This is a genomic window from Cloacibacterium caeni (assembly GCF_907163105.1).
Classification (GTDB): Bacteria; Bacteroidota; Bacteroidia; order Flavobacteriales; family Weeksellaceae; genus Cloacibacterium; species Cloacibacterium caeni_A.
Genome location: NZ_OU015321.1, coordinates 1,898,342 through 1,910,592 on the forward strand (window position 1 = coordinate 1,898,342; position 12,251 = coordinate 1,910,592).

Annotated in this window: 13 protein-coding genes and 1 tRNA gene; 2 read left to right on the forward strand and 12 right to left on the reverse strand. The window is 32.3% G+C overall.

All coding sequences use genetic code 11. The features are described 5' to 3' along the window. Positions 1-7: 7 nt before the first annotated feature. The 4 genes from KKQ76_RS08795 to greA form a co-directional block, all read right to left on the reverse strand. Positions 8-1,978, reverse strand: coding sequence for a T9SS type A sorting domain-containing protein (locus KKQ76_RS08795; RefSeq protein WP_213196795.1), 1,971 nt, complete (start codon positions 1,976-1,978; stop codon positions 8-10). 76 nt (positions 1,979-2,054) lie between these two features. Further along, positions 2,055-3,239: an ATP-dependent Clp protease ATP-binding subunit ClpX gene (gene clpX, locus KKQ76_RS08800; RefSeq protein WP_213196796.1), complete on the reverse strand. Its 1,185-nt coding sequence runs from the start codon at positions 3,237-3,239 to the stop codon at positions 2,055-2,057. A 55-nt stretch (positions 3,240-3,294) separates the two neighbouring features. Next, positions 3,295-3,684 (reverse strand): HIT family protein, encoded by a 390-nt coding sequence (locus KKQ76_RS08805; protein ID WP_213196797.1) that lies wholly within the window; start codon positions 3,682-3,684, stop codon positions 3,295-3,297. A 25-nt stretch (positions 3,685-3,709) separates the two neighbouring features. Beyond that, positions 3,710-4,177, reverse strand: coding sequence for a transcription elongation factor GreA (greA, locus tag KKQ76_RS08810; protein WP_213197506.1), 468 nt, complete (start codon positions 4,175-4,177; stop codon positions 3,710-3,712). Between the two features lie 99 nt (positions 4,178-4,276). Between greA and KKQ76_RS08815 the strand changes: the two genes are divergently transcribed. Continuing rightward, positions 4,277-4,744, forward strand: coding sequence for a hypothetical protein (locus KKQ76_RS08815; protein ID WP_246501375.1), 468 nt, complete (start codon positions 4,277-4,279; stop codon positions 4,742-4,744). Positions 4,745-4,753: 9 nt separating this feature from the next. Beyond that, complete coding sequence (dtd, locus tag KKQ76_RS08820) at positions 4,754-5,203, forward strand: D-aminoacyl-tRNA deacylase (protein ID WP_213196798.1); 450 nt, start codon at positions 4,754-4,756, stop codon at positions 5,201-5,203. A gap of 55 nt (positions 5,204-5,258) precedes the next feature. On the opposite strand, the gene KKQ76_RS08825 is transcribed toward dtd, so the two are convergent. The 8 genes from KKQ76_RS08825 to KKQ76_RS08860 form a co-directional block, all read right to left on the reverse strand. Continuing rightward, positions 5,259-5,334 (reverse strand) — tRNA-His (locus KKQ76_RS08825). 38 nt (positions 5,335-5,372) lie between these two features. Further along, positions 5,373-6,092, reverse strand: coding sequence for a bacillithiol biosynthesis deacetylase BshB1 (bshB1, locus tag KKQ76_RS08830; RefSeq protein WP_213196799.1), 720 nt, complete (start codon positions 6,090-6,092; stop codon positions 5,373-5,375). A gap of 78 nt (positions 6,093-6,170) precedes the next feature. Continuing rightward, positions 6,171-7,832 carry a tetratricopeptide repeat protein gene (locus tag KKQ76_RS08835; protein WP_213196800.1) on the reverse strand — a complete coding sequence of 554 codons (1,662 nt, stop codon included), beginning with the start codon at positions 7,830-7,832 and terminating at the stop codon, positions 6,171-6,173. 94 nt (positions 7,833-7,926) lie between these two features. After that, a complete protein-coding gene (locus KKQ76_RS08840; protein WP_213196801.1) occupies positions 7,927-8,796 on the reverse strand; it encodes a PstS family phosphate ABC transporter substrate-binding protein in 870 nt (289 codons plus the stop codon). A gap of 261 nt (positions 8,797-9,057) precedes the next feature. Continuing rightward, the gene (locus KKQ76_RS08845) at positions 9,058-9,888 is read right to left on the reverse strand and encodes an energy transducer TonB (RefSeq protein WP_213196802.1); all 831 of its coding nucleotides are present in this window, start codon (positions 9,886-9,888) and stop codon (positions 9,058-9,060) included. 25 nt (positions 9,889-9,913) lie between these two features. Then, a complete protein-coding gene (locus KKQ76_RS08850) occupies positions 9,914-10,477 on the reverse strand; it encodes an ExbD/TolR family protein (protein ID WP_213196803.1) in 564 nt (187 codons plus the stop codon). A gap of 7 nt (positions 10,478-10,484) precedes the next feature. Then, positions 10,485-11,084 (reverse strand): ExbD/TolR family protein, encoded by a 600-nt coding sequence (locus KKQ76_RS08855; protein ID WP_213189885.1) that lies wholly within the window; start codon positions 11,082-11,084, stop codon positions 10,485-10,487. Positions 11,085-11,169: 85 nt separating this feature from the next. After that, on the reverse strand, positions 11,170-12,030 hold the full coding sequence (locus KKQ76_RS08860; protein ID WP_213196804.1) for a MotA/TolQ/ExbB proton channel family protein: 861 nt from the start codon (positions 12,028-12,030) through the stop codon (positions 11,170-11,172). Between the last annotated feature and the right edge of the window lie 221 nt (positions 12,031-12,251).

A 12,251-nucleotide genomic window follows, 5' to 3' on the forward strand; every position in this document is an offset into this window, starting at 1 on the left:
TGTGTTTTTATTTTATTACTTTCTTGGTTACTATTTCTCCATCATTAGACTTAATTTTTACGATATAAACTCCATTAGTAACATTATCTAAAGGTAGTTTATAATCATCATATGTAGAAACTTTTTTTGCAGAATGTAATAATTGACCTACAGAAGAATAAACTTCTATATCTGCTTGTTTCCAATTTTTATTAAATCTTACTACATATCCTTGATCTTTTTTAGCTACTATAGTTTGTCCTTTTAAAAGTTCAGAAGTACCAAGAACTCCTGCTGGTTGTTCATAGAATAAACCGTAAGTAAAGTTGGTATTCGCTAAAGAAAATGTATCGCCACTTTTAATTTTGGTTAATGTACCATTGTTACTGTAATAAAAAGATTTTCCGTTTGATAAATTTCCTTTATCTTCCACCAATTTACCTCCTTCAATTAGGAAGAATTTTAATTTAGCCGCATTCGCATTATTAACAACCAAAGGAATTTCTTTTCCTGAAAAATCTACTTCATTTGCTTCATTGATAAATAAATTATAATTAGCATTTACATCTGCACCTCCAGAAACTTGTTCTTCCTTAGTGTAAATAGAAGTAGAACCTGTAGTAGCTTGCATTCTAGCATTTTCAGGAGAGAATCCAGAAACTGCTTCATTATTTACTATATAAAATGTTCTTCCTATTTCAGTATCATTAGCATCATACAATACTACACCTAACTGCTTGGTAACTACTGGTGCATTACTTACTCTAGCGGTTACAGAATAAGGAGTAGCTTCAGGTCTTGCTGTTTGAGCAAATCTTCTTGTTTTTGAAAATTTTAAAGTTTGAGAAGTATTGTCTGATAGCTTAATCATAAATTCTTGCATAGGCTTTATTACCAAATCATTTGCAAGACCTCCGTTTACATTTCCTGCAGAGTCAAAAGTTCTAACAACTGCTGAAGTAGAAGTATAAGTAGACCCAGCTGGAAAAGAATTTTCTATACCAGACGTATAATAAGAGATACCATTTAAATTAGAAATCGCATTTTCATCATCAGTTGCTGCAGTTCCTTTTTTCACTAATGATAAATCTATATTAGTTAAATAAGGATTCCCATGCTGATAAAGATTTTTACCATAATCGGCACTCCATTTTGTGGTTACAAAAGGATCATCTACATAAGTGTTATAAATCTCATTATATGCATTTCTTGCAGCACCATTTGTTCCAAAACTTCCACTGAAAGCTCCCGCAAGTGTAACTTCTGTATCTGCAGTATTTAAATCAGACACTGGAACTCCTTTGAAGATTTTTTTCATAGAGTTCGCTGAGTATAAATCAGATGCACTAGAAGGTACATATCCTTGCAGATTTGCATTTGGATTTTCTGCAACTAACGTTGGATTCCAAACTTCGGTTCCGTCATACAATCTTCTAGACAAGATGTAATAATCTGTTGGTTTTCCTACTACAGTTGGAGTAAGAGTAGTAGTTAATTGATCAAAAGCAGCGGTGGTATTATTCCATTTAAAAACTGATCTTTTATTAAATCTGCCTGTTACAGTTAAGGCAGAATTAGCCACATTAATATGTGGTAATGAAGCTTGTAAATCAGTAATTGAATAATTATAGAAAGGAAGTGCAACTTGCTGTCTTCCTGTATTTCCGTGTTTTACATCTACATATTCTTTGTTTACCTTACCTGTAATATTGGCTTGAGGCATACCTTTAATATACAATTGACCATAAACAGAAGGAGAAGAATATTGTAAACGAAAATCAGCAGTTGGAGCAACTTCAAAACTTTGAGAAGGGGTAACGACCATAAAGTCTCCTATGGTATTTACTTTAGCGTTTCCATCAAGTTTTACACCACCTCCACTGTAAACCAATGCCTTATCCTGAATATGGACCAAAGCACCGTTTCCTACGTAAGTAAGCTGTGCATTCAAGAATGTGCACACTCCTACCAAAGATAATGTGAGTAAATTTTTTTTCATTTGTTTGTGTTTTTCAAGAATTTATACAACTCTTTGAATGTACAAATATAGCAATTTTATATTAAAAGACAAAAATTTATACAAAAATATCCTCATTATCAACGAGTAAGTCTTTTTCTATTTCATCAATTTTGTACATATAATCCTCTAGGACCTTTTCCGTAGTCCCTCTAAGACCTCTTGCTCCTAACCCCTTGTCAATGGTATAGTCTACAATTTTTTCAAGAGCTTGATCCGTAAATGCAAGTTTTATGCCGTCTAACCTAAAAAGCTCAATAAATTGATTAATAATTGAATTTTTAGGCTCTGTAAGGATTCTAAGCATTGTTTCTTTGGTCAGCTTATCCAAATGAGTAACAATAGGAAATCTACCTAACAATTCAGGAATAAGCCCAAAACTTCTTAAATCTGTAGCATTTAATTTTTCTAAAATATAGCTTTCTTCTTCTACTTTAGAATGTTTATCTGTACTGAAACCTATCGCTTGCTTATTGAGTCTTCTCTCGATGATTTCTTTAATTCCATCAAATGCTCCACCTGCAATAAACAAAATATTTTGAGTGTTTACTTGAATGTATTTTTGGTCAGGATGTTTTCTTCCTCCTTGAGGTGGAACATTTACAATACTTCCTTCTAGAAGTTTCAATAAACCTTGTTGAACCCCTTCACCAGAAACATCTCTGGTAATGCTTGGGTTATCTGATTTTCTAGCAATTTTATCTATTTCATCAATAAAAACAATTCCTTTTTCCGCCTTTTCTACATCATAATCTGCCACCATTAAAAGTCTAGACAAAATACTTTCTACATCTTCTCCTACGTAACCAGCTTCTGTTAAAATGGTAGCATCTACAATACAAAACGGAACGTTTAATTGCTTAGCAATGGTTTTTGCCAAAAGTGTTTTCCCTGTTCCTGTTTCGCCCACCATAATTATGTTAGACTTTTCTATTTCTACAGATTTATTTTCGTCTTTATTATGAAGAAGTCTTTTATAATGGTTATAAACTGCAATAGATAATTGTTTTTTGGCTTGATCTTGACCAATTACATATTCGTCTAGAAATTCTTTAATTTCTCTAGGTTTTTTAAGTTCTTCAATCGAGGTAGCTGGCGAAAACTCTTCTTCATGTACACTTTCTTTTACAATAGCATGCGCTTGTTCTACACAGTTTTCACAGATAAATCCATTTTGTCCTGAGATTAAAATTTCAACTTCAGATTTTTTTCTTCCGCAAAATGAGCATTGATTAGGATTCATTCTTTTTATTTTTGAAAAAACTCAAACTTCGCTATGAAATTTGAGTTAATATATTTTAAGAGTTAATTATTTTATTTTGAATTTCTTGATATTCTTCTGGTGAAAGTTTCAGCCTTTCGTTTCCAAAATTAAGGTCTTGCATGGTGTTCATAGGAACCAAATGAATGTGCGCATGAGGAACTTCTAATCCTATCACAGCCACTCCCACCCTTACACATGGCATCGCTGCTCCAACTTTTTTGGCTACTTGTTGAGCAAATCCCCAAAGATTTTTAAAATCTTCTGATTCTAAATCAAAGATTAAGTCTACCTCTTTCTTTGGAATCACAAGAGTATGACCTTTTGCTAATGGCATCACATCTAAAAAAGCCAAATAATTTTCGTCTTCAGCGATTTTGTAGCAAGGGATTTCTCCGTTTACAATTTTGGTGAATATAGAACTCATAATTTGTAATTTTTAAAGATTAAAATTACAATGAAATTTCTAAAACTTCAAAAGAAAGTTTATTTCCATTTGGTAATACAATTTCTGCAGTTTCGCCTACAGCTTTACCTAATAATCCTTTTGCAATAGGAGTATTTACAGAAATTCTTCCTGCCTTAATATCCGATTCATTATCTGGAACCAATGTAAATTTTTGTTCTTGTTTGGTCGCATTATTTTTAAGACGAACAGTACAAAGAATAGAAACTTTAGAAGTGTCTAATTGACTTTCGTCAATCACTTTAGAGTTTGCGATAGTATCTTTAATTTTAGAGATTTTCATTTCTAGCAAACCTTGCGCTTCTTTCGCGGCGTCATATTCTGCATTTTCAGATAAATCTCCTTTATCTCTTGCTTCTGCGATTTGTTGAGTAATTTTAGGTCTTTCTATGCTTTCGAGTAGTTCTAACTCTGCCTTCATTTTTTCCAAACCTTCTTTGGTTACATAATTCATTACTTTACTCATATCTGGTTATTTTGCGTTAATGTTAATATAAAAAAATAATCCGACCTTTGCCGGACAATATTTATTAAAAATTCGAGTTACAAAGATATGATTAATTTTAATATGAAACCAAGCCTTTTAAAAATAATTATCCCAATTTTACTGGCTTTCAGCGCATTAAAAACGCTCAACTCTTGTTCTAACAGAGAAGAAACTACCAGTTGTTTTCCCAATCAATTTATTTCTGTTCAACTCAATTTAAGCCTACCTTCTTATTATCCTCTTAACAATATTGGAGGCTGGATTTACGTCTCAGAACAACAATCTGGAACTAGAGGCTTAATCGTTTATAGAACCAATGATGGTTTCAAAATTTATGATAGAAACGCTCCACATATTTGTCCTTCCACAGACACTACATTAGAAGTAGAAAATGGAAGCTTGGTCTTTTGCAAAAAAGACAATGCGAAATGGTTTCTCAATTCTGGAGCACCAGCTTCCGTAAGTCCTTATCCTCTGAAACAATATTTTTATAATTATAATTCTTCTACCAACATTTTAAATATTTATAATTAATTTAGAGGCATGAAAATAGTAATTCAACGTGTAAAAGAAGCATCTGTAGCAGTAGAAGGAAAAATTGTAGGAGAAATTTCTCAAGGCTTACTCCTTCTCATCGGTGTAGATGAAAACGATACTCAAGAAGATGCCAATTGGTTAATAAAAAAAGTGGTAGACTTAAGAATTTTTTCAGATACCGAAGGAAAAATGAATCTTTCTGTAAAGGATGTAGCGGGAGAAATTTTATGCATCAGCCAGTTTACTTTAATCTCCGATTACAAAAAGGGCAACAGACCATCTTATATAAAAGCAGCTAAACCAGAAAAAGCCATTCCTTTATTTGAATATTTTAAATCTGAAATTGCTAAATCTGGATTAAAAATAGAAAGTGGAATTTTCGGGGCAGATATGAAGGTATCTTTACTGAATGACGGTCCTGTAACTCTGGTTCTGGACAGCATCACCAAAGCGTAGAATTTCTAAGACATCCATAAAATAAAAAAGCATCCAAAATTTGGATGCTTTTTTTGGGTGAATGATGGGTCTCGAACCCACGACCTTCGGAACCACAATCCGACGCTCTAACCAACTGAGCTACAATCACCGTTTTTGCGTGTGCAAATATATAAAATTTTTAAAACAATTAACAAATAATTCCTTCAAAATTTTTAAATGCTAATAACTTTTCAGTTGTGAAACCTTCTGCATATTCTACTCCACTCAATCTTCCTAAATCTTGCGCTCTATAAGTTAAACTTTCTAAGAAATCTTTTGTCGCGATGGGAGTCATTGGTTCTGTGGAAGTTGGGTCATAAAACTGAGTTTTATATGCTAAACAAGCTTCTATTTTTTTGTCTAAAAATCCAGAAATATCCATTACAAAATCCGGTTCAATATTTTTCCACTGAATGTAATGAAAAACTTGTTTTGGCCTCCAAAATTTTTGAGATTCACCTTCATAATCGGTTTTTATCTTAACCAATCCAGATAAAAAACACGCATCCGAAACTAATTTTGCGGCTTTCGCATGATCAGGATGTCTATCATCTATCGCATTACAAAGCACGATTTCTGGTTGGTATTTCCTAATCATTTCAATAATTCTAAACTGATATTCTTGAGAATTGATGATAAAACCATCTTTCATTTTAAGATTTTCTCTAGCAGAAATTCCTAAAATTTCAGATGCAGTTGCTGCTTCTTGCGCTCTGGTTTCATTAGTTCCTCTGGTTCCTAACTCGCCTTCGGTAAGGTCTATGATGGCTACTTTTTTTCCTTCGGAAATTAATTTTGCTATAGTCCCGCCGCAACCTAACTCTACGTCATCTGGATGTGCTCCTATTGCTAAAACATCTACTTTCATGGGCCAAAAATACAGAAATTAAAATTAATTTATCAAATTTAGAATTAAAAAAAGCTTCTCAATAGAGAAGCTCATTTTTTATTTCATTAATTCTTTTTGTAAAAGAAGTGAGTTTTTATCGTCTGGTTTCATCGCCAGTGCTTTTTGTAAAGCTTCATTTGCTTTTACTTTATCAGTAGTGTGTAACAAGTAAGCTACAGAATAGTAAGCACCAAACATTGTCTCATGTAAAGCCTGTTGTTCTGCAGGAGTTTTAGTTAATGCTACATCTATATATTTCTGGAAAGCTACAGCAGCCAATTCTTTATAACCAGCTTGTTGTAATGCATAACCTTTGCTATAATAAGCAGGTTCCCAAGTTGGAAGAAGATCATTCATCTTTTGCCAAGCTAGAGCAGCACCATCCCAGTTACTTACTTCTTGATAAGCCATTGCTAAATTGAACAACGCAGTAGTATCTTCTTTGTTTGCAGCTACTTGTTTTTTAAGAGCCACGATGTTGTCATTAGAAGGACCTGCGTCTGCTTTTGCTTGAAGTTCTGCAGCACCACTTGATGCTTTTGCGAATTCTGAATCCCAATCAAGAGTGTCATCTTTAGCAGCTTTCACAACCGCTAATTTTTCATTAGCTTTTTGCATTAAAGCAGCTTTTGTAGCAGCGTTTGCTTCTTTAGATGCTAATCCTGCATAAATCACAGCTTCTAAACCTGCATCACTCGGGATGATTCTAGATTGCTCTACTTTTGCATAATAAGTTTCTAGATTAGTTTTAGCATTTGTAAAATCATTTTCATTATATTGTAAATAAGCTCTTAACTTGAACTTAATTGGATCATTTACTTTGTCAAAAACCTTATCTAAAGTCGCTTTAGATTCAGCAAAGTCACTATTAATAAAATATAACTTAGCGATTTCTAATGCTGTACTTGGATCTTCGTCTGCATACTTTGTATAATTTATCAAACTCTGAGTAGTTTCCTCGTGTCTTTGGAAGATTTTGTTATACTGAGCCTGAGCTTTATAAGCAGGTGCATAAGTTGCATCTGTATTGATAGCTTTAGCAATGTTTTCTTCTGCTTTTTTGTATTGTTTAGCTGCCATCCACAATGTTGCCATTCTGTAGAAAACAGAAGCTTTATTTTTAGCAACTTCAGAAGCTCTGTCATAAGCAGTCATTGCATTTCCTGGATCTCTAGTTAGTCTATATGCATCTCCTAAAGTATAATAATAATAAGCAGGAACACCATATTTCTGAGCTTTTTCAATTGCTTTATTAATATATGAAATAGCTAAAGCTGGATCATTATAATTTTCGAACATGGTTAATGCTTCTCCAATTCTATAAAGAACTTCTGCATCTTTTTCTTTAGAGTCTTTTGCAACCTGAGTAAGTTCTGTGATTGCTGAAGCTTTTTGACCTTTCCCTAATTTAATAGTAGCAAGACCAATTTTATTAAGATAGCTTTTAGAATCAATTGCTAAACCTTTATCGAAATTTTCTTTAGCTAGTTCAAAATTTGGTTCAAACTGACTTAAATATGAGTATCCTAAATAATAATAGTTTTCTGCAGTAGGTGATTTAGCAATCATCTGATTAAAAATTTCCTTAGCCTTTGCATATTTGTGGCTATCTAAATTAACAATCCCTTCTGACACTGTTTGTGCGTTTGCAAAACTTAATAGAAAAGTTGCCGCTGCACCAAAAACTATTTTTTTAGGAAGTCCGAATCTATATTTCATTTTTCTATTTTTTTATTGTTAATGTATTATGTTAAATACTAATACACAATTTCTGTTCCAAAATTAAATTAAATCTCTTAAAATTAAAAATTTTTTATCTCATCATTACTTCTCTCTTAAAAATATTATAAGGTTGAAGTCCTTCTTTGCTTACCACTATTTGACCTTTTTGAGTGCAAGAGAATCTGATAAAACCATTTCCTAACCCAAAATGTCCTTCATTAGTTAAGAAATAAAGAATCCTGGTGAATGGATATTTCATATTTCTTATATTTTCTCTGTTTGGCTCATAAGCTATATTATTTTCTGTAACAGAGAGAATTTTTATTTGTTTCCTTAAATTTTCAGCTTCGCGAGAGTAAGGATTCGAGATGGTATTAAGACTAATAACCCCTATACTATTAGGGAATTTACTAATTTGCTCTACAATTCCTTTATTACCTTTAATTAGTGAATATTTTATTTTTTGAGGGGCTAAATTTAATTTCTGAGCTACAAAGTTAAAATTACTAGCATTTACTCCATCAAAAATTATATTTTTTTCGTCAGATTGTAGTTCTTTTTTTATTTCTTGAACACTAATTGAGTTTTTAGGAGAATCTTTAGCAACTACAAATACTACTGCATCTCCAGCGAATTTTGCTGGCTCTAAAGGAAGATCTACCATTTCTTCATAGAGTTTTTTTTCTTTTGCTGTAAGTTCTCTAGACATCACGATAACTCTTACGTTTCGCTTCAATAAATCCATTAAGGCATAGTCTTCTTTCTGAAATTTAAGATGAAGTTTAGTTTCAGGATAATGCGCAACATACCTTTCTGCCAAAGCTTCTGTTACGTTTCTAAAAGATTCATCTGCAGCAATGACTATTTCACCTTTGTTTGGTCTGCTTGATTCATTTTGAGAACAAGAAATGACTGAAAAAACTGAAATAAAAAAAATAAAAATCTTAAACGTCTTCTTCATCCTTTCTTCTTATGTAATAAATTGCTCTTCCTATTCTAAAAATTCCATATAAAATGAGTAATCCACCTAATAAATAAGATGGTATCTCATCTAATTGTACTAGAAAAAAACGATATACAATTACAAAAACACCTAATGCAATATAAAATAACCCGATTAAAACAGATAAGTAATTAAACATATAAAAGCAATTAAGTTTATTAATAAATGACATAAAAAAGAGAAGCTTACGCTTCTCTTTTTATATGAAAATTGGTAAGTTTATTCAAAATTCATAGTTAATGGTAACCTAAATCTTTGTCTTACTGGTTGACCATTAATTTTTGCAGGAACCCATTTTGTTCTAATACTTTTCACTGTTCTTACAGCTTCACTATTAAAATCTGAATTAGAACCAGATGCTTTAACATCAGAAATTGAACCATCTCTTTCTACAATAAATGTAACTGTAGCTTTAAGCGTTCCTTCTCCTCCTTCCATTGCAGAGTTATCAAAGTTTTCAGCAATTTTATTTCTAAAAGAGTTTAAACTTCCAGGGAATTCTGCTTCTTGGTCTACTGATTCATAAACCTCTGTAGTACTTGGAGCTTTAGACTCTACTGCAGCAGCTTTTGGTGGAGCCTGTACTGGCGGCGGTATGTGTGCCGTCTGTTTAACACCTTCTTGGTTAATAAGACCTGTAGTAGTTTTTAACTGCTCAGAAATTGGCGGAGGTGGAGTTTCCACTTTAGGTGCCTTTACTGGTTCAGGTACTACGTTTTGTAAAATTTCAATCTTTTCTTCTACTTTTGGAGGTGGAGGTGGTGGAGTTTCTTCTTTTTCCACAATCTCTTCTTTCACTTGTTCCTCAGGAAGAATTTCGATAAGGTTAGCATCTACTTCTGTTTTTTCTTTAGCAGCTAATTGCTTAATTTTCATTACTACAAAAGGAGTAATTGCTGCTATACAGAAAATAAGAGTTCCAATGATCATCGATCTTGTTAAGATTCTTCTGTAACTTGATCTTAAATCATATGCACCGTATTCTTTATTTCTATTCTCAAATACAATTTCATCTAAAGACGGATTGTAATTTAAATTTTCATTTTCCATAATATTCAAATAAGTTTTGAATTAATTATTGAGCTGGTGCCGGTGTAGAACCTCCAACTTTTTTATCGTAGATAGCTTTTTCCCATGGCTTAATGTCTGTAACACCATATTGTTCTGACTTAGTAATCGCCATTTCATCTAAAATATCTACGAAATTTTTATATACTGCATCATCTGTAGGCTTGATAATTACTGTAAATTTAGTAACATCTTTAGCCTTACGTTTTGCTTGCTCGATTACTTTTGTAATCCCTTCTCTATCATAGGTAGTTTCTTGTAAAGTCTGTTCATTAAGACCTGCTTCATCTAACTGGTGATAGAAAATTCTATTATCTTTACCAATAATCAAAGAGATTGAATTAGTTAAATCTATCTGAGTATCTTTAGGTTTTGGTTGATCAACTTTTGGTTTAGCTGGTAACCCAAGATCCATTACATTAGGTTTACTAAATGTAGTAGTAAACATAAAAAACATTAGCATTAAAAAGTTAAGGTCCACCATTGGTGTCATGTCAACTTTAGTACTCTGCTTTTTGGAGCGGACTTTGCCCCCTTTTTCGCCTTTTTCTTGTACTTGTACTTCTGCCATATCTTTACTATTTATTAGTTTCCTGGCTAGTAATTAACCAAAACTTATAATACTCTATATCTCTAAGCCCTTCAAATAAATTTTTTACTTTAGGGTAATTAGTGTTTGCATCTCCTTTAATAGCCAATTTATATTGTGGATTAATTTCAAGACTGCTACTAATCCAATCTATTAATTGCTTATTTGTACTGTCTAATGGAACTCCCGCAGTTTTTACAAACTTTCTTTGATCTTCAGGCATATTAAGAAAACTCTTTAGCTGATTCATAGGAACTCCAATTGCAGGAGTTTTGAAAAAAGCTACTTTGTCTGCGTCTGAAAATTTTACACCATATTTAGCTCCCATTTTGTCTAGCAACTCTGATCTTTCATTAAAGTTTTCAACAGCTGCAAAATAAAACTTACCGTCTGGAGTAACATTAACTGTCATTAAGTTACCATCTGGAAGTAATTTTTCAGAAATAGAAGTTGGCGGTTTAATTTGCTCTACATCAGGCTTTTTAAACTGAGTAGTCATAATAAAGAATGTAAGAAGCAAGAAAGTAACATCACACATTGCTGTCATGTCTGTTACAACACCGTGTCTTTTTGGTTTGACTCTCGCCATTTTATTATTTTTTATTAAATTAAACTTCTAGTAATGCATTCTTTATATATTAAAGAGTGCAATTTTTTTGCCAAAAATTAACTGATTAGTTAAATTCTGCAAAAGATTGTTGGATAGACATACCAATCTCGTCGATTTTGTATGTAAGTCCGTCAATTTTAGAAGTAAAGAAGTTATAAAGAATAATAGCGATAGCTGAAGTACCAATACCTAATGCAGTGTTGATAAGTGCTTCAGAAATACCGATTGATAATGCAGCAGCATCAGGAGTACCTCCAGCAGCACCTAAAGCTTGGAAAGACTTAATCATACCGATTACCGTTCCTAATAGTGCAACTAACGTAGCTACTGTACCTAGAGTAGAAAGAATCATCATATTCTTTTCTAACATTGGCATCTCTAAAGTTGTAGCTTCTTCAATTGATTTAGTAAGCGCTACCATTTTTTGCTCTTTGTTAAGAGTTTTATCATTTGCTAAAGCTTTATAAGTTGTAAGACCTTCTTTCACTACGTTACCTACAGAACCTTTTTGAGCATCACACTCTTCTACTGCTTCATCAATTTTATTTTTGTCAAGTAAATTTCTAACTTTAATTACAAAGTTTTCTAAGTTACCTGTACCTGCTGCTTTTCTAAGAACGAAGAAACGCTCAATAGCGAAAACAATAACAGTAATCATGAATAAAATCAAGATGTGAACGATTGGTCCCCCCATGTAAATAATTCCCATGAAAGAATCTGGATGTAAGTCCTTATTCTCTACATCAGAAAAAGCAACTGAAAGACCAGTAACCCCTTCGTTCTTAAAGTTACCAGGATTTCCTAAAATAAAAATATAAATACCTAACGCTATAACATATAGAATAGGTAAAACAACTGCAGGATTAAGACCTCCTACTTTTTTAGCAACTACTTGCTCCTCTTGTGTTGAAACATTCATTTCCATATTAAACTAAATTATAATTGTTAATTTTTTGAGGCTGTAAAATAAAGCTATTTTATTGGAAAATGCAAGTTAAAAAATCAAACTATGATAAATTTCTTGTTTCTCGAAAACCATTGTAGATTACAGATTTAACAATATATTTTATATTTTTTGTGAGATATTTTCACATGATGTTAAAATCATAAAAACTACAAAATTTTTAGCCTTATTTTTTTTCAAAT

Coding starts and splice junctions, on each gene's coding strand:
- KKQ76_RS08795 (WP_213196795.1), bottom strand. CDS start 1,978: ATGAAAAAAAATTTACTCACATTATCTTTGGTAGGAGTGTGCACATTC.
- clpX (WP_213196796.1), bottom strand. CDS start 3,239: ATGAATCCTAATCAATGCTCATTTTGCGGAAGAAAAAAATCTGAAGTT.
- KKQ76_RS08805 (WP_213196797.1), bottom strand. CDS start 3,684: ATGAGTTCTATATTCACCAAAATTGTAAACGGAGAAATCCCTTGCTAC.
- greA (WP_213197506.1), bottom strand. CDS start 4,177: ATGAATTATGTAACCAAAGAAGGTTTGGAAAAAATGAAGGCAGAGTTA.
- KKQ76_RS08815 (WP_246501375.1), top strand. CDS start 4,277: ATGATTAATTTTAATATGAAACCAAGCCTTTTAAAAATAATTATCCCA.
- dtd (WP_213196798.1), top strand. CDS start 4,754: ATGAAAATAGTAATTCAACGTGTAAAAGAAGCATCTGTAGCAGTAGAA.
- bshB1 (WP_213196799.1), bottom strand. CDS start 6,092: ATGAAAGTAGATGTTTTAGCAATAGGAGCACATCCAGATGACGTAGAG.
- KKQ76_RS08835 (WP_213196800.1), bottom strand. CDS start 7,832: ATGAAATATAGATTCGGACTTCCTAAAAAAATAGTTTTTGGTGCAGCG.
- KKQ76_RS08840 (WP_213196801.1), bottom strand. CDS start 8,796: ATGAAGAAGACGTTTAAGATTTTTATTTTTTTTATTTCAGTTTTTTCA.
- KKQ76_RS08845 (WP_213196802.1), bottom strand. CDS start 9,888: ATGGAAAATGAAAATTTAAATTACAATCCGTCTTTAGATGAAATTGTA.
- KKQ76_RS08850 (WP_213196803.1), bottom strand. CDS start 10,477: ATGGCAGAAGTACAAGTACAAGAAAAAGGCGAAAAAGGGGGCAAAGTC.
- KKQ76_RS08855 (WP_213189885.1), bottom strand. CDS start 11,084: ATGGCGAGAGTCAAACCAAAAAGACACGGTGTTGTAACAGACATGACA.
- KKQ76_RS08860 (WP_213196804.1), bottom strand. CDS start 12,030: ATGGAAATGAATGTTTCAACACAAGAGGAGCAAGTAGTTGCTAAAAAA.